The sequence below is a fragment of the Mycoplasmopsis adleri genome (genome assembly GCF_045276205.1).
In the GTDB taxonomy this organism is placed as follows: Bacteria; Bacillota_I; Bacilli_A; order Mycoplasmatales; family Metamycoplasmataceae; genus Mycoplasmopsis; species Mycoplasmopsis adleri.
Genome location: NZ_CP174162.1, coordinates 393722 through 415018, shown reverse-complemented (window position 1 = coordinate 415018; position 21297 = coordinate 393722). Strand labels below are relative to the sequence as shown.

General features: G+C 28.9%; 21 protein-coding genes and 1 rRNA gene. 11 read left to right on the top strand and 11 right to left on the bottom strand.

Annotated features, from left to right (window positions below):
- Positions 1–109 precede the first annotated feature (109 nt).
- Together trmD and rplS are read left to right on the top strand one after the other, a co-directional pair.
- Positions 110–793 (top strand): tRNA (guanosine(37)-N1)-methyltransferase TrmD, encoded by a 684-nt coding sequence (gene trmD / locus ACJA22_RS01825; RefSeq protein ID WP_406617431.1) that lies wholly within the window; start codon positions 110–112, stop codon positions 791–793.
- On the top strand, positions 783–1133 hold the full coding sequence (rplS, locus tag ACJA22_RS01820; protein ID WP_406617430.1) for a 50S ribosomal protein L19: 351 nt from the start codon (positions 783–785) through the stop codon (positions 1131–1133). The genes trmD and rplS overlap by 11 nt, the downstream gene beginning before the upstream one ends.
- Positions 1134–1240: 107 nt before the next feature.
- On the opposite strand, the gene ACJA22_RS01815 is transcribed toward rplS, so the two are convergent.
- From ACJA22_RS01815 to ACJA22_RS01800, 4 genes are read right to left on the bottom strand one after another with little or no spacing between them, the layout of a single operon-like run.
- Positions 1241–2557: a hemolysin family protein gene (locus tag ACJA22_RS01815; protein ID WP_406617429.1), complete on the bottom strand. Its 1317-nt coding sequence runs from the start codon at positions 2555–2557 to the stop codon at positions 1241–1243.
- A complete protein-coding gene (dnaB, locus tag ACJA22_RS01810) occupies positions 2557–3978 on the bottom strand; it encodes a replicative DNA helicase (RefSeq protein WP_406617428.1) in 1422 nt (473 codons plus the stop codon). Before dnaB ends, ACJA22_RS01815 begins: the two co-directional genes overlap by 1 nt.
- Complete coding sequence (rplI, locus tag ACJA22_RS01805) at positions 3968–4423, bottom strand: 50S ribosomal protein L9 (RefSeq protein ID WP_406617427.1); 456 nt, start codon at positions 4421–4423, stop codon at positions 3968–3970. Before rplI ends, dnaB begins: the two co-directional genes overlap by 11 nt.
- A 12-nt stretch (positions 4424–4435) precedes the next feature.
- Positions 4436–6412 (bottom strand): DHH family phosphoesterase, encoded by a 1977-nt coding sequence (locus ACJA22_RS01800; protein WP_406617426.1) that lies wholly within the window; start codon positions 6410–6412, stop codon positions 4436–4438.
- Positions 6413–6477: 65 nt separating this feature from the next.
- On the opposite strand from ACJA22_RS01800, the gene ACJA22_RS01795 reads away from it, so the two are divergent.
- The 3 genes from ACJA22_RS01795 to rrf all read left to right on the top strand — a co-directional run bounded on the left by ACJA22_RS01795 (position 6478) and on the right by rrf (position 7977).
- Complete coding sequence (locus ACJA22_RS01795; protein WP_406617425.1) at positions 6478–6939, top strand: Sua5/YciO/YrdC/YwlC family protein; 462 nt, start codon at positions 6478–6480, stop codon at positions 6937–6939.
- A 53-nt stretch (positions 6940–6992) separates the two neighbouring features.
- A complete protein-coding gene (locus ACJA22_RS01790; RefSeq protein ID WP_406617424.1) occupies positions 6993–7703 on the top strand; it encodes a purine-nucleoside phosphorylase in 711 nt (236 codons plus the stop codon).
- 168 nt (positions 7704–7871) lie between these two features.
- Positions 7872–7977 (top strand): 5S ribosomal RNA (gene rrf / locus ACJA22_RS01785).
- Positions 7978–8136: 159 nt separating this feature from the next.
- Here the strand turns inward: rrf and ACJA22_RS01780 are convergent.
- From ACJA22_RS01780 to rpsF, 5 genes are all read right to left on the bottom strand, one after another.
- Positions 8137–9789, bottom strand: coding sequence for an IS1634 family transposase (locus ACJA22_RS01780; RefSeq protein WP_406617423.1), 1653 nt, complete (start codon positions 9787–9789; stop codon positions 8137–8139).
- Positions 9790–9989: 200 nt separating this feature from the next.
- Positions 9990–10946: a peptide-methionine (S)-S-oxide reductase MsrA gene (gene msrA, locus ACJA22_RS01775; RefSeq protein WP_406617422.1), complete on the bottom strand. Its 957-nt coding sequence runs from the start codon at positions 10944–10946 to the stop codon at positions 9990–9992.
- A gap of 184 nt (positions 10947–11130) precedes the next feature.
- Entirely contained in the window at positions 11131–11421 is a 291-nt protein-coding gene (gene rpsR, locus ACJA22_RS01770; RefSeq protein WP_406617421.1) for a 30S ribosomal protein S18, read from the bottom strand.
- Positions 11422–11438: 17 nt separating this feature from the next.
- Positions 11439–11855 carry a single-stranded DNA-binding protein gene (locus ACJA22_RS01765; RefSeq protein ID WP_406617420.1) on the bottom strand — a complete coding sequence of 139 codons (417 nt, stop codon included), beginning with the start codon at positions 11853–11855 and terminating at the stop codon, positions 11439–11441.
- A 14-nt stretch (positions 11856–11869) separates the two neighbouring features.
- Positions 11870–12310 carry a 30S ribosomal protein S6 gene (gene rpsF / locus ACJA22_RS01760; RefSeq protein WP_406617419.1) on the bottom strand — a complete coding sequence of 147 codons (441 nt, stop codon included), beginning with the start codon at positions 12308–12310 and terminating at the stop codon, positions 11870–11872.
- A gap of 399 nt (positions 12311–12709) precedes the next feature.
- Between rpsF and pdhA the strand changes: the two genes are divergently transcribed.
- From pdhA to lpdA, 4 genes are read left to right on the top strand one after another with little or no spacing between them, the layout of a single operon-like run.
- Entirely contained in the window at positions 12710–13816 is a 1107-nt protein-coding gene (gene pdhA, locus ACJA22_RS01755) for a pyruvate dehydrogenase (acetyl-transferring) E1 component subunit alpha (protein ID WP_406617418.1), read from the top strand.
- Complete coding sequence (locus ACJA22_RS01750; RefSeq protein WP_406617417.1) at positions 13816–14814, top strand: alpha-ketoacid dehydrogenase subunit beta; 999 nt, start codon at positions 13816–13818, stop codon at positions 14812–14814. The genes pdhA and ACJA22_RS01750 overlap by 1 nt, the downstream gene beginning before the upstream one ends.
- Before the next feature lie 8 nt (positions 14815–14822).
- Complete coding sequence (locus tag ACJA22_RS01745; RefSeq protein WP_406617416.1) at positions 14823–15701, top strand: 2-oxo acid dehydrogenase subunit E2; 879 nt, start codon at positions 14823–14825, stop codon at positions 15699–15701.
- A 1-nt stretch (position 15702) separates the two neighbouring features.
- The gene (gene lpdA, locus ACJA22_RS01740; RefSeq protein ID WP_406617415.1) at positions 15703–17868 is read left to right on the top strand and encodes a dihydrolipoyl dehydrogenase; all 2166 of its coding nucleotides are present in this window, start codon (positions 15703–15705) and stop codon (positions 17866–17868) included.
- A gap of 137 nt (positions 17869–18005) precedes the next feature.
- Here lpdA and ACJA22_RS01735 read toward each other — a convergent pair whose 3' ends face one another.
- Both ACJA22_RS01735 and ACJA22_RS01730 read right to left on the bottom strand, forming a co-directional pair.
- Positions 18006–18809, bottom strand: coding sequence for an MAG0920 family protein (locus tag ACJA22_RS01735; protein ID WP_406617414.1), 804 nt, complete (start codon positions 18807–18809; stop codon positions 18006–18008).
- Positions 18809–19531 carry an MAG0920 family protein gene (locus tag ACJA22_RS01730; protein ID WP_406617413.1) on the bottom strand — a complete coding sequence of 241 codons (723 nt, stop codon included), beginning with the start codon at positions 19529–19531 and terminating at the stop codon, positions 18809–18811. Before ACJA22_RS01730 ends, ACJA22_RS01735 begins: the two co-directional genes overlap by 1 nt.
- Before the next feature lie 244 nt (positions 19532–19775).
- Between ACJA22_RS01730 and ACJA22_RS01725 the strand changes: the two genes are divergently transcribed.
- Complete coding sequence (locus tag ACJA22_RS01725; protein WP_406617412.1) at positions 19776–20303, top strand: hypothetical protein; 528 nt, start codon at positions 19776–19778, stop codon at positions 20301–20303.
- Positions 20304–21224, top strand: coding sequence for a hypothetical protein (locus ACJA22_RS01720; protein ID WP_406617411.1), 921 nt, complete (start codon positions 20304–20306; stop codon positions 21222–21224).
- Positions 21225–21297: the final 73 nt, after the last annotated feature.

Below are 21297 nucleotides of genomic sequence, written 5' to 3'. Positions count from 1 at the left end.
GAAGCTGCTTTTGCTAAAAAACTACAACCGCTAAAAAACAAAAACTGCTACAACAGCAAAAACTACTACAACAACAAAAAAATCAACTAAAAAAACTGAAAAATAATATATGAAAATAAATTTTTTAACATTATTTCCAAACTATTATGAACCTTTTATTAACGAATCAATTATTGCTAAAGCAATAGAAAAAGATTTGATCAATATTAATGTAATAGACTTTAGACTATTTAGTAAAGATAAACATCATAAAGTTGATGATGAAATCTTTGGCGGTGGTCATGGAATGTTGTTACAAGTTGAGCCTATTGATTTAGCATTAGATTCTTTAAAAAATAGAGGCGGATACAAAATCTTAGTAACGCCACAAGGTAAAGTGTTTGATCAAAATAAAGCTAATGAATTAGCTAAGTATGATGAAATAACATTTATTTCAGGAAGATATGAAGGCTTTGATGAAAGAGTAGTTTCACTAGTAGATGAAGAATTATCAATTGGTGACTATGTCTTAACTGGAGGTGAATTACCTTCAATGGTAATGGCTGATTCAATCATTAGATTGGTTGATGGGGTTATTAAAAAAGAAAGCCATGAATATGAATCGTTCCAAGGTGAAGGATTATTAGATTATCCTCAATATACACGCCCTAGAGTGTATAAAGGTATGGAAGTTCCTGAAGTCTTACTTAATGGAAATCATAAAGAAATTGAAGAATGAAAGAAAAAAGCTCAATATGCAAAAACATTAAAAAATCGTCCAGATATTATTGAAAGGATTAACAATGAGAAATAAATTAATTGAATTAGTTGAACAAAGTCAATTACGTCCTGATTTACCTGAATTCCGTGTAGGTGACAATGTTAAAGTTCACGTACGTATTCGTGAAGGCGAAAAAGAACGTATCCAAGTTTTTGAAGGTTTAGTAATTAGCAAAAAAGAATCAGGTACAAGAGAAACTTTTACAGTAAGAAAAATTTCATTTGGTATTGGTGTTAATAGAACATTCCCATTACACTCACCAATGATTGCACACATCGAAGTTGTTCGTTCAAATAAAGTTAGAAGAGCAAAACTTTACTACATGAAAAACAGAACTGGTAAAGCTGCACGTCTTAAGGAAATTAAGAGATAATTTTAATTTAAATAATATTCACCTCACTTTAGAGGTGATTTTATTTTTGCCTAATTTCCCTATTAAACAGCATTAAACAAAAAATAAATATGCACCTTAATGCATATCTATTGATTATTATTTTCACCTTCTTTAACGTCTTGAACTTCGGTATCAGTTGATGTATCAATATCAACTTCATTACCTAATTCTATTTCAACTTTAATGTCTTTTTTATTCTTAGGACTAACATTAATAACTTTGAAACTAATGTCTTCAAATTCATATTTAGTATTTAATCTGAGCTCATGTTTTACTCTTGAAGAAAGGAACTCATAAAGTGTTTGATTCAATTCTTCTTCACTAAGTTCTAAATCAACTTCAAGTCTTTTGATTATTTCTTTCATCTTAACTTTACCTGAAACATGGAATAATTCTAAGCTGATTTCGAAGAAATCTTCTCATTCTTCAGAGTCAAATTCGTCATAAATTTCACCAACTATTTCCTCAAGAATATCTTCCATTGTAATAATCCCAATAACTTCGCCACTAGTTGTGTTTTTAGTAACAAAAGCCATTTGTGATTTCTTTCTTCTCATCTTTTCTAAAGCTGTTGAAAGAGAGAAATTCATCGAAACATAAGGAATAGTTTTTAAATAATTAATTACTTTACCTTTTTGTAAATGGAATATATCTTTTAAGTGAACTATCCCAATTGGCATATCATCTTTAATAACAGGTAATCTACTATAGTTAGTTTCTTTGAAAATTTCTAATGCATCAGATACTGAGGCATTTCAATCTATTTTATAAACATCTTTAAGTTTTACATAATGTTTAGAAACACGTGTGCTATCTAAGTCTAAGGCGTTTTGAGCCATAATACTTTCGTTGGCTTCAAGCACCCCTTCGTTTTGTGCTACATCGATTAATCCTTTAACATCATCTTCTGTATTTGTGATGTAGATTTTTTTACCAATCTTACTAATTGGAAAGGTAAAAATTCAAAATATATAGTATAAAGCTTCGAGTAAATAGCAAAATGCTTTAGCAGTTCCAACAGGATGTTTTTTTGCAGCTAGCTTAGGCAATATTTCACCAAACATAACAATAATTGGGGTCATGATTGCGGTTGAAATAAGAACATTATAATGTTCAACTTTAGGATTATCCTTAAGTCATCAGCTGCTTAAAATATAAGAGATAATTGCCGAAGTTGCAATGTTTACTATATTATTACAAATTAAAATTGTACTTAAAGTTTGGTTAAAGAATTTGTGCTGCTTTTTGATAACTTTAGCACCAAATTCTTTATTATCGATCATTACTTCAATTTTGCCGGGGTTTAAAGTAGTATAAGCTGTTTCACAAGCACTAAAGATACCACTTAAAATAAGTAAAACAAACATCCCAATTAAGGTCAATATTTTCAGATACTCAGGCATTAGTCATCCCCTTCTTCGCTAGTTTTAATTTTAGTATTTAAATTGTCATCCATTTTTCATACAGTGTCCATGAACTTACCACAATTCATTCTAAATAATAATTGATAGTCATCAGTTGGACCATTTCTGTGTTTTGCGATAATTACATCAGTTATTTCACCGATATCACCATATTCCATTTTGTTTTCAACTACTTCACCTTTTTTCTTATAGTAGTTCTTTCTATAAAGGAACATAACAATATCAGCATCTTGTTCAATTCCACCAGATTCTCTAATGTCCGAAAGAATAGGACGTTTATTTTCACGTTTTTCAACTTCACGACTTAATTGGCTAAGTGCGATGATAGGAATTTTTAATTCAAGAGCTAAAGTTTTTAAAGCACGTGAAACTTTAGCAATTTCATTTTGACGGTTGTCACGGTTACTAATTGAACTACTTAAAAGTTGTAAATAGTCAATAATAATTAAATCTAACCCTTGAACCTTTTGTAATCTTCTACATTTTCAGATGATATTATTGATATCGTTATCAGCCGATTCATCTATTAAAAGGTTAAGTTTGTTAATATATGATTCTCTAGTTGCACCAATTTTAAGAAGATCAGTTTCACTTAAATCTTGAACCTTTTTAAATTTATTTAAATCAATTTCAGTATTAATACCATATAAACGAGTCATTAAGCTGATTGCGGTCATTTCTAAAGTGAAGAAAACAACTTTTTTATTGTTCTTTGCGGCATTATTAGCAATGTTTAATGCAAACGCAGTTTTTCCCATTGCAGGACGAGCAGCAATAATAATAAATTCACCAGGTTGGAAACCTTGGGTATTAGTATCAATATCTTTAAAGCCAGTTGTAATACCTCTAATTGTATTTGGATCAAGCATTCTTCTTTGATCAATGTCTTTCATTAATTCATCACTAGCTTGTTTAGAGGTTATGAAACTACTTTGAGCACTACTTTTATCAAGTTCAAGAATTAAATCTTGAATTTCATTAACAATTATGTTTTCATCTACTTCAACATTTGTGCTAATTTCATTTTGAATTCTATTTAATTTTTGTTCGAGAGTTCTTAATTTAGTAAGACGAACTAATTCTTTTAAGTTGTTGGCAATATTTGATGTTAAACCTGCATTCATTTCCATTGAACTTAAAAATTCAAAGTTAATAAATTTATAGTTTTTTTTTTGAGCTAATAATAAAACTTGTTCGTGATTAATTGAGCTTGCACTCATGAATAATTCGTATAAAACATCGAAAAAGTCAGCATATTCGCGCACAGTAAAATCTTCCCTTGTAAGGTAAGGGAGAATTTTACTTGATGTACTATCTTGTATATAAGCTAAACCAAGCAAGGCTTGTTCAATCCTTGGTTTTGAAAATTTAGAGGTTGTTAAGGGATGATTATTTGACATGGATAATTACTTCTACCTTTAATTTTGCAACAATATCTTTATATACAATTACATCAACTTCATGTAAGCCTTCAGTTAAAAGATGAACCTTTTGAATAGCGTATTTATCTAATTTATAGCCTTTTTCAGCTAAATCCTTAGTTAAGTCTTTAGTTGAAATAGCACCATGGACATTTAAGTTTCCATTAGCATCAATGTTAGCACTTAAATCATAATGTAACTTTTCTTGTTCTAGTTTATCTTTAATTTCTAAAGCTTCTTTTCTAACTTCCATTTCGTTTTTAGTTAGTTCACTAAGTCTTTTTTCAAGTTCTTTTTTAGTTTTTTCATTGTATGGAAGAGCAAAACCTTTTCTTACTAAAAAGTTTAAACCGTATCCATCAGAAACTTCAACAACTGTATTAGCTTTACCGTCTTTACAATCTTTAATTAAAATTACTTTCATAACTCTCCTTTATTAATTAAATTTATTTTCATCTCTAGCACTTACAATAGCTTGTTTAATATTATCGATGAAAGTATTAAAGTCTTCTTTAGTTGTAGCAGCAGCAGTACCAAAGTGACCACCACCACCAACTTCTTCAGCAATTAATTGAACATTGATAATGAAGCTACGAGCACTCATTTTATATACTTTTTCATTTTCTAATCTAGCAACCACAAATGCTGCTTTACGGTTACTAATTTTTAAGATTTCTTCAGCAGCGATCGAAATCACATCATTTGAAAGTGGAATATCTTTATAAGCTAAGAAATAGCCTGGACGAACTTCTTGAATATTTTCAAGCAATTCATTAACTTTAAGTTGAGTTGCTTCATCAATTTTAAGAATTTCACTACTTTTAGCTGAATCAGCTCCTCTTTCTTCTAATCAACCAGCGGCTAAAAAGGTTCTAGCGTTAACATGTTTTGTAAATTGAAGTGTATCTAAATAAATACCATTTAAAAGCATTTGTGCAACGTATGGCTCTAATTTAATACGTCTTTGGATAAACATGATAATTTCAGAAACGATTTCAGAAGCACTTGAAGCAGCTGGATCAATATAACGATTAATCTTTGGACAAAACTCAATTGTAGTTCCTAATCTATGGTGATCTAAAATGAAAATATTATTTGTTTTAGCACCTGAAATACATTCTGGGTTATCGGTACGTTTAATATCTGAAATATCAGTTAAGAAGACTAAAGTTGATTCATCAGTTAAACGATTTGCTTGTTGAGCTTTAATTAAGATTTCTTCTTTATTAGGAAGATATTTAGCTAGCGCTTTTTTAGCTGTAGCATCTTGAGTAGTTGAACAAATATAAGCTTCTTTATTAAATTGTTTTGCTAAAGTTCATAACCCTAAAGCACTACCTAAAGCATCCAAGTCAGCATTAGCATGACCATAAATTAATACTTTCTTAATGTTAGGATCTTTCATTTTAGCTTCGATAATATTAGCAATATTAGCGATCTTGGTACGACTAACATCATATAAGATTTCACTTGATGAACCAAAGTATTTAGGTCTATTAATATTTGAAACTATCGCAACTTGGTCACCACCACGGCTTTGCGCTTGTAATAAAGCAAATTTAGCTTGTTCCATTTTTTCGCTTAAACTTCTATAGCCATAAGCAAAACCAGCTGAGCAAGATAAAATTAATGTATTTTGACTTGTATTTCTTAAAGCACCGTGTAGTTTAGCAAAGAAGTTAAAATTAATTGCACTCATTGCTTCAATTGACTCGCGGTTTGTAAAAATTAAGAACTTACCATTAGTATATTGACGATAAACAAAATTGTATTTTGCTACTAAATCATCTAGTAAATTAATTGCAGTTTGGTTAACTGTGTATAATTCTTCTTCAGATAAAATTGATTGATATAAAGCATAGTTATCAACTTCAATTTCGCCAATTACTGCTGATTCATTGTTATATATGTCAATCATGTATTGTTCAATTGAGTTATCACGAATGCTTAAACAGCTTTTTAAAGGTCATATGTCCACTACATAATTTGAGTCTTTGTAGTTAAAAGAAATATTAGTTTTATTAATGTCAAAATCAATGCCTAACTTACTAAAGAATTCATTTAAAGTAGTTCCAATTCATTTTCTACCAAAACGGTTTTTAATGAATGAACTAGTTCATAAAATCCGATAGTTGCTATCGTAAATTAGTAATCCTACTGAGTTATAACTAATCATCTCATCAACAAATTCGTTAAATGAGTTTTTAACAATTGCGTTTTTATATCAATAGTTTTTTAATGCTAGAGTTGTAAAAATACCTGTTCCTATAACTCCTAAAGCAATTCCAATTGTTCCAAAAATAATGTTATATATGTTTTTTTGTTTTAAAATTAAAACTATAAAACAAATTGCAAAAACTAAAGATACAAAAGCAAAGCAAAAATAAAATAATATTTTCTTTTTTTGGTTCATAATATTAAAATTATATATTAATATCAAGTTTTATACTTAAATAAGCACATAATATGGAGAAAAAAATGGACTTTAGCAAGATTTTTATATGTACAACGGATACAGTAACAGGAATTGGTGGACCAATTAACCAAAACACTTTAAACTGTTTATATTATTTGAAAAAACGCCCAATTAATAAAAAAATTATGATTTTAGTTGGTTCAATTGAGCAAGCAAGCTCATTTAAAGAATTTACTAATGATGCTATAAAATGGGCAAAAACATATTGACCAGGAGCTTATTCTATTATTGTAAATGGTCAAGGTTTTCGTATGCCTAACCAACCAGAATTACTTAAATTTTTAAATGAAAATGGACCAATGTATGTAACAAGTTGCAATCTTTCAGGAGAAAGTCCAATTGATATTAAGGATGCTTCTAAAATCTTCCCAGAAGTTAAAAATATTTATAATTTTGGCGAAGGAAGTAAAGATCATAAACCAAGCAAAATTTATAATTTAGACACAAAAGAATGGATTAGATAATTTTTTCATTTATAATAACAATGTTTATTACTTATAATAATTAAGGAGTTTTAATGCCAACACCACATATTAGTTGCCAAAAAGGCGAAATTGCTAAAATAGTTTTAATGCCTGGTGATCCACTTCGGGCAAAATACATGGCAAATAAATTTTTAACAAATGTTAAATTAGTTTCAGATGTAAGAAATGTATATTTCTTTACGGGCGAATATAAAGGCAAAAAGGTTTCCATTGGAGCAAGTGGCATGGGTTGTGCTTCAATGGGAATCTATGCATATGAATTATTTACAGAATATGATGTTGATACTATCATCAGAGTTGGTTCAACCGGTTCATATGTTAAAGAGCTAAATATAAAACAACCCGTTTTAGTAAAAAGAGCTTACGCTGATGGTTTAGGATTCGTTGAATTAATGACAGGTGAAAGCACACATGAAGAATATCCTGATAAGAAAACTATGGACGTATTAAAAGCAACTGCTCATAATATGAATGTAAGTCTTAAGGAGGTTTCTTGTCATTCTACTGATGTATTCTATAGCCTTAGACCATTAGAAGAAACAATAAAAATTACTAAATGCCAAACAGTCGATAACGAATGCTTTGCTCTTTTTGCAACTGCTAAAAGATGCAATAAAAAAGCCGCTGCATTATTAAGTGTTTCAGAAAACTTAATAACTGGGGCATCGATGACTAGTGATGAAAGATTATTAGAGTTTTCTCTTATGTTTGAAATAGCTCTTAATAGTATCGATAAGCTTTAATGATCTTTTATTAATTCATTACTTACTTATAGTTGACTTGTGTTATTTTAATAAATAATAATATTAAATTATTAAATTCTAGTTTTAGGACTTTTAAAATTGGAATTTATAAACATAAAAAAATCCGAAAAAAATATTTACGTTATTTTCAAAATAATGTAATATATATTTAGTGGCCATAGCAAAGGGGATCACCTGAATCCATTCCGAACTCAGTAGTTAAGCCCTTTAGCGCCGAAGGTACCAGAGATGGGAGAATAGGACGCCGCGTTTTTTTATTTCGTTTTTTATAATTAAATTATTATTCTTCAAACTATTTTGAAATGAAAATTAGCACCGTAAATTGATGCTAATCTTTTTATTTTCCCGAGTTTCCAACTTTTACAATGTAATTTTTAACAACTCATCTGTTTGATGAGCTGTTTTTAATAATTTAAAATTTTAATTCATTTAAAATTCTTAAATATGTTTGATAATCTTGAATTGCTTGATTATTGTTGTCGTTAATAATATATTCTTCACTTTCAATTTTTCCGTCAATAATCTTGCATGTTTTGATTGTTTCTTTTATTACATCTTGTAATTTTTTGATTGTGATTTTTTCATCTACAACACCGAGTTCTTTCAAACCTTTGTTTAAATAATAAATAACAAAATTTAATAAAACAAGAGATAAGAAGCAAAGTACGAAATGACCTTCAATATGCTTTTCACTTCATACATAAATAGGTCTTACACCTAAAGCACTTTTTAAAGCTCTAAAGTTTGATTCTATTTGTCATTGTTTTGAATATAAATTCACAATTTCTTCAGGTGATAAATCAAATCTAGAGGTTTCATAAGCATAATATCCGTCAAACTTTTCATCTTCGATAATTTTGTCATAGTTAAGTTTGTAATAACCTTTACCACCAACTTTTTCGAAGAATTTAAATTTCTTTTGACCGAACATTACTTGAACATGAACTAGTCCGTCTTTATCTTGTCTTTTAATAAAATTATCGATTAAAATTTGTCTATCATTTTTATCTTTTAATGCTCTTTTTTTACTATATGTTACTACCAATCTTCTCTTGTGTCCGTTTGCTCTTCTATTCTTTCAAAACGAATAAAAAGTAGTTTCTTTATATTTAAAATTATTGTCTCCAAAATAGCCGGATTCATCTATTGCAAAGGTCTTTCGGTCATTTGAAGCCGCTTTTAATCTATAAGATAAAATGTAATCAATATCGTTATCTTCTAAGAATCTTATGTTTCTATTTGTACTCATTCCTCTATCAGCAATGAGTGTTACTTTGTTTAATTCATATTGTGATTTTATATTCAAAATAAAATTAATAAATGTTGATGCATCAGCAGTGTTCCCTTTGAATAATTTATAGTGAATTGGAATGCCGTTTTCATCTGTTGCTAAACCTAAAAAATTTGAATCTTCTTTGAATTTTCCATCTTTAGAATAACCTGGATATCTCAATCCTTCTCTTACAAAACTTTCAAAATATACCGTTGAAGAGTCGTATCAAATAATATCTATTTTTCTATTTTTATCTTTGATCAATGTATCGTTAACACTCTTTAAAATGTTATTTTTATTTTCAGCTAAATAGTCTAAAGTATTATAAAATGTCGTCTTTTCAACTTCTAAATTTATATTGAATTTGTCTTTATTTTTAAAGGATGAAAGCATGCTACCCGGATTTACAATTCTATTTGAAATCATATATTTTAATAAATCATTTAAATACTTGGATTTTGATACTTTAGCATCTTTAAAAGGATTTAATTTTTCTAAGAAACTGTATAACAAATCATATCCATAATTGAACTGTTTTGTTTCAATTTTAACCTTGCTTATATCTAACTCTAATTGTCTAATTATCATATTTCTATCTCAATCAGTATTGTAGTTTTGAGATAGTTTTTTAATTTTTTCTACTGGATCAGAACAATATTTTTCTCATTTTTCAACTGTACTGATACCGATAGATTTCTTATAACCTTTGCCAAATCCTCCTGAAAGTGCTAAAGATAAGTAAGTAGAGTTCTTATTTTTTCTTGAAATTAATAGTCATTTGTCTTTTTTCATATCTTTATTATACCACAAATTACAATGTAATTATGTAAAAAAATAACTTTTTTTATTTGTATATAAATAACACTGAAAAAAGTAATAAAAAAGAGCTCCAACTTGGAAACTCAGGAATTATTATTCTTCAAACTATTTTGAAATGAAAATTAGCACCGTAAATTGATGCTAATCTTTTTATTTTTAATATGTTTTAAACATTATTTAACATCTTTGCATGATGCTTTAAAATAAGGAATAAATCTTTCGTAAATTGTATTATTTAACTGTTTTAAAGGAATAAACGTTAAAGAAGCTCCATTGATGCAATACCTTAAACCACCCATATTTTGAGGACCATCATTGAAGACATGACCTAGGTGACTTTCTTGACCATTTGATAAAACTTCAACTCTTTTACGATTCTTAATTGAATAATCATCTTGATACATTAATGTACTAGAAATAATTGGTTTGCTAAAGCTTGGTCATCCGCATCCAGCATCAAATTTATCATCTGAAATAAATAAAGGTTGCTTGCTAATTTTATCTACATATAAGCCATCTTCATTTTGATTTAAAAGCTCAGAAGTGAAAGGCATTTCAGTATCTTTATTAATTAAAATGTCATAATCTGCTTTTGATAAATTTAATTTTTCAATTTCTTCTTTTGATAATTTATCAAATTTTCAAATCGGATCATAAGCTGTTTGTAAATTAATATGACAATAACCATTAGGATTTTTATCTAAATAATCTTGGTGATAATCTTCAGCATCAATAAAGTGTTTCAGTGGTAAAACTTCCACTGAAACTTTTTTATTATTGTGAGCTTTTTCAAAATATTTAATTGTTAAATTAGCACAGTTTTTACTATAATCATCTAAATAGTAAATACCTGTGCGATATTGTCTGCCTTCATCTTCGCCTTGTTTATTAATAGAATAAGGATCTATTAAATATAAAAAGCGTTCTAATAATTCGGCTAAATTGATTCTATTTTCATCATATTCAATTTCAACTGTTTCAGCATGATCTGTATTTTTTAAATTTTTATATGTTGCTTCTGTTGAGATACCATTAGCATAACCTACTGTAGTTTTAACAACACCTGGTAGCTTCTTAAAAAATGCTTCAACACCTCAAAAACATCCGCCTGCTAAATAAATCTTTTTCATATCAAGTCTCCTTTAACATTTTTGTTTATGATTTCCTATTATAAAAGAAAGTTATTTAAAATAAATGTAAAAAGTTAATTTTTTGATATTTTTTAAGCAAAAAAGCATACTTTTGCCTTAAATATGAAAACAAAATAAAAAAAATAAAGACTTATGATAAGCCTTTATTCGTGATCACTATAAATTATTTTTCTTCTTTTTTAGAAGCTTCTTTTTTAGGTGCAGCCATAACACGTACACGATCTTTCATGTAAGGCATTAAAGCCATGAAACGTGCTCTTTTAATTGCGTTAGCAACTTTTCTTTGGTGTTTTGCACATGTTCCTGTTGCTGAATGAGGTTTGATTTTACCTGTACCTGCGATGTATCTTTCAAGGAAGCTAACGTTTTTGTAATCTACATAATCCATTTGTGCTTCACAAAGTTCACATCTACGTCTGAAAGTTTTAACTTTTTTGTTTTTTAAATTAGCCATTATTTGCTCCTTTAATATTAATCATCAATTTCAATTTTATCGAGTGGATAATCTGTATAAGCAGTATCTTCGCTAATTGATTGATTTTTAGAATATGAATTAGTTACTTTAGTACTTTGAGTTTCGCCACTAGTTGAATTATTATCATTAAGTGATTCAACACGAGTTACAATAATTTCAAGATTCTTTACTTTGATTCCATTTTTTTCATAAAGGTTATTTGCTAAACGACCTTCAATAACAATGTATGAGCCTTTTGATAAATAATTGGTAATGAAATTAGCATTATTATCTCAAGCAATAACATTGAAGAATTCATTTTTATAACCATACTCACGAGATAAGATTGAAAATCTTACATGTGGATTTTTTGATGAAGTTGTTTTAAGTTCCAATTCAGAAACTATTTTTCCAGAAATTATAACTTTGTTCATATTAACTCCAAGTATTATTCAGCTGGTTTTTCTTCTTTAGCTTTTGTAACTTTTTTAGCAGGTTTTTCAGACTTTGTTTTTGAAACTTTATTAATTGAATCAACTAATTTTTTAGTGTTAGCTGTTTTAATTCTAGTTTCTTTAGCAACAACATTTTTACGAGGTTTTTTACCAAAACCTTTTTCAGTATCTAAGTTAATAACTAAATGTCTTCAAATAAATTTAGTTATGTTGCTTTTACGGATAAATTCAGCAATAAGTGATCTTTCAGCTTCTACTAAGTAAAGCATGTATTGTGCTTTTTTAGATTTGTTAATTGGGTAAGCAAGAGTTGTTTGTTCTAACTTTTCAGCTTTAGAAACATTTTTCTTGCCAAACACTGATTCAACTAATTCAGTAGCCATAATGCTATCGATAGCTGGATCAACGATTAACATAATTTCGTATTTACTCATTTTTCTCCTTTTGGACATCGGGACAATCTTATTCTTTTTGATTGTCAAGGGGTATTAGATATATCTTAATAAAATACTCGTTTTTAATTATAAATTAAAACTATATTTTTGAAAATGATTAGCACGGAAAATTTATAACCGGATTTTTTATTAATTAACCTATTTTATAGTTTAATTAGTCAAACAAAATATTTATACTGGAGAATTATTTTTTAAATATTGCTTAAAATATATTTTTTTCTAGCAAAAAGTATTAAAAACAAAATATGGAAAATTACCACTTTTTGCTCGTTTTTAATCAATATAAATATTAATAATTAGTATAAGTATAAAATTTAATTATAGTCGTATGACTATTTTTAACTATGTATTAAACGCATATAAAAATAAAGGGGTAATATGAAGTACAAATATGTTAATGTCGATAAGATCATGGATGATCCAAAAGAATTAATTAGATTCTATGACATCGATGGAAAACTTATTGATCCTAAACAAAAATCTTCATTAACGAATGAAGAAATACTTGATGCATATAAATGAATGGTATTATCAAGACAACAAGATACATATATGCTTCAACTTCAAAGACAAGGTAGAATGTTAACATTCCCTCCTAACTTAGGTGAAGAAGCTTTACAAATTGCAACTGCTATGGCTTTGCAAAAGAAAGATTGATTCTTGCCTGCATTTAGATCAAATGCTTTAATGTTACGCTTAGGTGTACCTATGATTAATTTATTCCAATACTGAAATGGACAAGAATGAGGTAATCACTTCCCTAAAGATGTAAATGTTGTTCCAGTTAATATTGTTATTGCAACTCAAATTAGTCAATGCGCTGGTGTAGCATACGCATTAAAAGAACAAAAAACAGGTGGTGTTGCCGTTTCATTTATTGGTAATGGTGGTACTACTGAAGGTGAATTCTCAGAAGGTGTTAACATGGCTGCCGTACAAGGTTGACCTGCTGTCTTTTGTGTAAATAATAACCAATGAGCTATTTCAACACCTAATTCAGAAGAAACGATTAGTAAAACAATTGCTGCTAAAGCACATGCTTTCGGTTGTGCTGGTATTAGAGTAGATGGTAACGACTTATTAGCATCTTATGAAGCTGTTAAAGAAGCAATTGAATATGCTAGAAAAGAAAGCAAACCAGTTATTGTTGAGTTTGTAACTTGAAGACAAGGTCCTCATACAACTAGTGATAACCCTAGATTATATAGAACCGAAGCAGAAGAAAAAGAACACGAAAAATGAGAACCAATGCACAGAATTGAAAACTATCTTAAAGATAGAAAATTAATTACTGATGCACAAATTAAAAAACTTTGAGAAGACTCATTAGCTACTGTTAAAGCAACATATGAAGAATCATTAAAAACAATTAATACAAAACTTGAAGATATTTTTGATTACACATATGCTGAACTCGATGATGACTTAAAAGAACAAAAAGCAGAAGCTATCAAACACTGATCATCAGTTAAAGGAGGCAACTAATGTCTGAAAAAATTACAGTTAATAACATTCAAGCTATTAATAACGCTTTAGACTTAGCTATGGGTGCAGATAGTCGTGTTGTATCATATGGTCAAGATGCTGGGGTTGAAGGTGGTGTATTCCGTGCTACCGAAGGCTTACAAAAGAAATATGGTAAACACCGTGCTTGAGATGCTCCTATTAGTGAAGCAGCAATTGCTGGTTCAGCAGTTGGTGCAGCATTAGCTGGTTTAAGACCTGTTGCTGAAATTCAATTCCAAGGTTTCTCATATCCAGCTATGCAACAAGTATTTACACATGCTGCTCGTTGAAGAAATAGAACTAGAGGTCGTTTCACGGTACCTATGGTATTAAGAATGCCTATGGGTGGTGGTATTAAAGCTATGGAACACCACTCAGAAGCTATCGAAGCTATTTATGCTCATGTGCCTGGAGTTAAAGTAGTTATGCCTGCTTTCCCATATGATGCTAAAGGTTTATTGCTAGCTGCAATTAATGATCCAGACCCTGTTATTTTCTTAGAAAACAAGAAAATTTACCGTGCTGGTAAACAAGAAATTCCAGCTGAAGCTTACACAGTAGAAATTGGTAAAGCTAACATCGTTAAAGAAGGAAAAGACTTAACATTAGTAACTTATGGAGCACAAGTGTTTGATTCAATTAGTGCTATAAAACAATATGAATCGGCAAATCCAAATGTTTCAATTGAGTTAATTGACTTACGTACAATTAAACCAATGGATACTAAAACAATTATTGAAAGTGTTAAGAAAACTGGTAGATTATTAGTAGTTCATGAAGCTGTTAAATCATTCTCTGTCTCATCTGAAATTATGGCGAGAGTAAATGAAAAAGCTTTTGAATACTTAAAAGCACCTATGACACGTTGCACAGGTTATGACGTAACAGTGCCTCTTGCAAAAGGTGAAGCATGACAATGCATTAACGATAAAAAAGTACTTGACAAAATTACTGAAGTAATGTCATTTAAATTTTAGGAGGGATAATGAGTATTAAATCAACACCAATCGCTAGAGCGATGGCTGCGAAAATGGGTATCGATATTAATCTTGTTAAAGGTACTGGTATCGATGGACGTATTTTAATTGAAGATATTAAAAACTATCAACCAAATCAAGCAGCGACTAGTGCTCCTAGTCAAGTGGCAGCTCCAGTTGTAAATAATGAAGCTCATAGCGAAGCAATTACTCCAATTAGAAAAGCTATTGCGAAAGCAATGACTAACTCATGAGACAATGTTGCTTATACAAATTTAGTTCATAAAATCGATATGAGTACTTTATGAGAATCAAGAAGCAAAATAAAAGACATCATTCTTAAAAATGAAAATGTAAAAATCACATTCTTACCTTATATTATTAAAGCTAGTGCAGTAGCACTTAATAGCTATCCAAAATTTAGTGCTAAATATAATGAAGCGAGCCAAACTTTAGACTACCCCGGTGTAGCTAACATTGGAATTGCTATTGATACTGAAGCTGGTTTAATGACTGCTGTAATTAATAATGCTGATAAATTAAGCATTGTTGAAATTGCTAAAGAAGTTACAAGACTAGCTAATGCCGCTAGAACAAAAACATTAAAACCAAATGAAACAAAAGGAGCAGGTTTTACAATCACTAACTATGGTTCAGTCGGATCATTATGAGGTGTACCTGTAATTAACTACCCAGAATTAGCAATTGGTGGTGTCGGAGCAATCATTGACGAACCAGTTGTAAAAAATAACCAAGTTGTTCCAGGTAAAGTTATGTACTTAACAGTTGCTGCTGACCACCGTTGAATTGATGGTGCAGAAATTGGAAGATTTGCAACAAAAATCAAAGAATTATTAGAAAATCCAGAATTGTTAGGAGTTTATTAATATGTATAAATTTAAATTTGCAGATATTGGTGAAGGACTTCACGAAGGAACAGTTGGTGATGTTTTTGTAAAAGAAGGCATGAAAATTAATGAAGGCGATTCACTTTTCAGTGTTGAAACTGATAAAGTAGCTTCAGATATTCCTAGCCCAGTTAGTGGAGTTGTTAAAACAGTTAGAATTAAAAAAGGTGATGTTATCCATGTAGGTGATAACGTTATTGATATTGATGATGGTTCAGGAGATTCAGCTAGTGAAAGCAGTGCAAAACCTGAAACTAAAGAAAAACCAAATGCTGGTGGATTAGTTGACTATTCATTTAAATTTGCAGATATCGGTGAAGGTTTACACGAAGGAACTGTAGGCGATGTTTATGTAAAAGTAAATGATGAAGTTAAAGAAGGTGATTCTCTTTTCAGTGTTGAAACTGATAAAGTAGCTTCAGATATTCCTGGCCCAGTTAGTGGAAAAATTAAAGAAATTAAACTTGAAAAAGGTAAAGTTATTCATGTTGGTGATGAAATATTTATCATTACAACAGCCAACGCCCCAAGTGCTAGCGCTGCTAGTTCAGTTAAAAAAGAAGAAGAAAAATGCCTTGTTGGAGATGCTCCAAACTCAAGCGATTTAATTAATCTTAATTTTGCTAATAGCTCTACAAAACAACCAGAAACACCAAAACAAGAAGTTCTAAAATCATCAAATGGAACATCATTTGTTGATGAAGATAAACCACTTTCAAATGTAAAAATTGATGACGAATTTGACGCTATTGTTGTAGGTAGTGGTCCTGGTGGATACTTGGCTGCTGAAGAAGCTGGTAAATCAGGATTAAAAACTTTAATCGTTGAAAAAGAATTCTGAGGTGGTGTTTGCTTAAATATTGGATGTATTCCAACTAAAGCAATGCTTAAATCAACTGAAATTATTGAAGATGTATTGCACGCTAGTGAATATGGTCTTGTTGGAAACTTTAGCGATCTTAAATTAGATAAAAATAAAACATGAATTAAAATGCATGAAAGAAAAGCTAAAGTTGTTGAACAAATTTCAGGTAGCGTAAGAACATTAATGCTTAGTTCAAAATGCAAAATTGAAGAAGGTAAAGCAGAATTTCTTAACGCTCACACAATTAAAGTTAATGGCAAAGTATACACATGTAAAAACATGATTATAGCTACTGGTAGCCACTCACGTAAACTTAAAAGTATTGAAGGTTTTGAAGAAGGATTCAAAAAAGGAAAAATCATTACTTCTCGTGAAGCAATTAACTATGACAAGAAACTTCCAAAATCAATGGTAATCATTGGCGCTGGAGTTATCGGTGTAGAATTTGCTCAAGTTTATGCTACAGCTGGTACCAAAATTACAATTTTACAAAAAGATAACCAAATATTATCTGGTGTAGATAAAGATGTATCAACAGAATTATCAAAACACTTAGCAAAACTTGGTGTAGAAATTATTTACGATGCTTCAACCACTAAATATAATGAAAAAGAAGGCTTAACTTACCTTAAAGATGGTAAAGAAAACAAAATTAAAGCAGATCTTTACTTAGTTGCAGTTGGTAGAACACCTGCTACTGAAGATATTCAAAATATCAACCTTAAATTTGATCAATGAAATGGTGTTATTGTAGATGAACACATGAGAACCAATATTAAGAATGTTTATGCTATTGGTGATGTTACAGGTCAAAACTTATTAGCACACGTGGCTTATGGTCATGCACTTGTAGCAGTTGCAGATATTTTAAACCATGAAAATATTGTATATAAGAAAACAAAACCAGTCCCAGCATGTATTTACACAACACCTGAAATTGCATTTGTTGGTCTTACAGAAGAACAAGCTAAAGCTAAAGGACACAATTGCTTCACTTCAAAATATGCATTTGCTTATTTAGGAAAAGCTATTGCTGCAAAACAAACAGATGGCTTTATTAAATTAATCGTTGATAGAGAATATGGTCAAATCTTAGGTGCTTATATTATTGGTCCAAATGCTACTGATTACATCGCTGAAATCATTTTAGCTATGGAACAAGAAGTATCAGTTAAAGAATTAACTTACACAATTCACCCACACCCAACATTTAGCGAAATTGTTTGAGAAGCAGCTAGAAGTGTGGCTTTAAAACTTGAATTAGAAAGCAAGAAAAAATAATAATCTAATTATCATTAAAGCATAAGATGTAACAGTCTTATGTTTTATTTATTGCGCTGTTTAATAGGTTAATAATTCAAATAGCAGCCATAATTAAAGCACAAAAAAATGATGCCTTATTAAGCATCAAAATTTTCTTATTTTTTAATTTGAGTAAGCAATTTATTATATTGTGCTAATGCTTGGTCATATGTGATTTCAAGTTTATAATCGAGCATTAAATCATCATAATCTTGAACTGTTCAGTAATATAAAATTGCTGGGTTTGGCATTGTGGTTGCTGTAAATTCTTTTGTTAATTTAGTATTAGCAAATTTTCATTTAATACTCTTTAAAGGTTTAAGATTTTTATTAATTGGTTTAAGTCTTTTATATATTACAAATGTTCTTTCGGTTTTGAAAATATCTGGTCCTAAATCTGTAACTTCTTTAGGTACATAAAATTCAAATTCATCATTTCTTCTTTTTCAAATTTTAGCTCTTTCAATTCCTGAAATAGCTAAAACTCAGTGGATGAAGGTCATAATGCATTCTAAACCAACGATTGATTCAAAAATAATTCAATAAACAAATAAATAATTTTTCTTATCAGTTAGTCACATATCATATGACTTAATTGAGAGACAAACTCCAACTGTGAAAAAGGCAACTAAAAGTAAGTTCACTACAGTTGATAAAATTAAATATGATTTTAAGTTATCGCCTAAGATATCAAAAACTGTATCTTCAACTTTATATTTATTTCTAATGTAATATTTTGAAACAAAGTTTGACTTGTAAATTGCGTGTTTACCTTCAGGTAACATAAAACCTAAAATAATGTCGATAATTATGATTGCTATGAAAAACAATAAAAATGTAACAATCATTCCACCTTGAGCTGAATTGTCAGGAGTTGGAGTTTGTGGTGTTGTACTAGTAGCAGCGGCTGCGTAAAGCATTAGTCCTCCTTAATAATTTCAATATTGTGTGCTTTTGAAAATTCTATATATTCACTATATAAATCATCATAAGTATAGAAAAGATTATTTAGTGTAGTTGTATCATAAGCTAAGATAATTGAGTAATACATAATTTCAGGCAAATTCTTAGCTTTTTTATCTATAGCCCTAAGTAATCTTTTGTTATTAAATTCCATACCTTTGTTATTTGATTCAGGATCAAAGAAAATAAGTTTTGTCTTTTTGGTAAAGTAGTTGCTTTTGTCTAATTTATCTGTTTTACAAGTATAATGGTGAAATGTAGCATTTTCAACCATTCATTGTTGCAAACCTTTTTTAACTTTATTAGTTATTAAAATACCATAGATATATAAACTACCTGGAACTAATAAAGCAAAGAAGGTTGTAATGATACAAAACATTTTGTCATTATAGTTAGCATTAGAATCTAAAATAATATTAATTGAGAAAAATAAGCTAGTTATAAATAAAGCAAATAAAACTATTAGGAATGTTAAAAAGGTAATTTGAACATTAAAAATCTTTTTAACAATCATTCTGAAAAAGCTTTGCTTTACACGAATTTTATTTTCAAGAAAATACGTTCTACTTACTTTAGATTTATTGATCAATTCAGGGATATTAAATCCATAAAAGAAAGCAATAAATAAAGGTAATAAGAAGATACTATATGCTATAAATGCATAAACTGTTTCCTTCATAAATCCTCCATATTAAATATATAGATAAAGTATATAAGAATATGAAATTTATTTTATTATTTTCCTAAAATAGAATTAATGTGTGAAGTGAACTTCAAAAATACGATACTTATAATAACTTCAAAAATAACGAATTTTTAACTTTTTGGTATCTTTATTTATGCTATGAAAAAAATTGAAAAAATAAATTGTTCTGAATTATGAACTTAGAAATGAGTACAGATTAGAATTTATAGCAAAAAATATGAATAAATCCATCACTTGAATTAGTAAATATTTGCAAATTAATTGGCATACAGCAAAGAAACTTAGAGATAAAGTGTTAAACAATTGCTTAATTATTTCTCATAAAAATAAAGGTAATCAACACCATAGAAAAATTAGCACTAATAGGATTGATGAGTTGATTAATGAATATCTCACTTTTATTGATGATGTATATAATTGAAAATGCGATTGTTCTGTTTCATTAATATTTTTTTATGATTATTGCTTAAAAGATTTTGACAAGAACAATATGACTTATAAATCATTCATAAAGAATCTGGTTGCTAAGGGTTTTTATTCAAAAAATATGACCAAGAAAACAAAGAAAAAAGCAAGAGAAAATTTAAGAAAACTTAAAGAAAATAATGGAGATGTAATAGCAATAAAAAGATTAATTAAATATAATGAAACTATGGAAACGACAATGTTTAAAGCAAGAAAATGTAGAGATAATAACCTTGATTTTGGTGAAATAGTTGAACTTGATGCTTGTGAACATCGTTAAATGAATGGCGAAAAATCTCATATTTATGTAGCTGTAGATTCATCAACTTCAAGAGTTTTAGCAGTACATATTGAACAAGAAGAGACTAATCTAGGCTATATGAAATTATTGGAAGATTTATTTAGAAATTATGGTAAACCAAAAATAATTAGAACTGATAAAAGAAGAACTTTTTGAGGTACTGATTATTCGGATACGCCTTTAAAACAGTATTTAAATTCAAAAGGTATAGAACTCCAAAGCTCTAGTATTGCCATTTTTAAACCTCATGTTGAAAGAGCAAATAATTCTCTACAACAATTCTTACCTCCATATTTACATTTAAAGAAAATAAAAACATTTGAAGATTTTATTCACAATAAAGAAGAAATCATTCAAGCTTATAATAAAAGAAATAAAAAAGATTATGAGCACAAGAAAAATATATTTTCTAAAATGGATGAAAGTCAATGTAGTGTCTACTTAACAATAAAAAGAAAGATATACGCATCAACTGTACAATTTCAAAATAAGTTTTATGTTGCTGTTAATGAAGAAAACAAAAGGCAATTTATTTCGCCTGATGACGATGCTGCATTTATTATTAAAAGTGATGGAAGTTTATGTTTCTTAATAAACCAAAAAGAATACAAAACTGAAATTTTAAAAGACAAGGAGCTAAATGATTTTCAGCAATTTTGTATTCACTTTAAATTTGATTCTAGTCAGTCATATTCGAAAGAAATATATCAATGATCTAAAAGAGGCTATTCTTTTTATAGAATGCTTGATGACTTAGTTTTTAAGCTTAAAGAAGCTTTAATTAAGTTTGATCCAGATGATGAAACATTAAAGAATATTGTTGTTCAAAACGATGAAATTCTAGAGTTTTTCCATAAATGACTTTTAGAAATAGAATCAAAAAATCTCGACGTCATTTAAACGCAAAGATTTTAAAATTTTAAAACTATAATCTACCCAAGATGATTATAGTTTTTTTCTTTTAAAAAAGAAG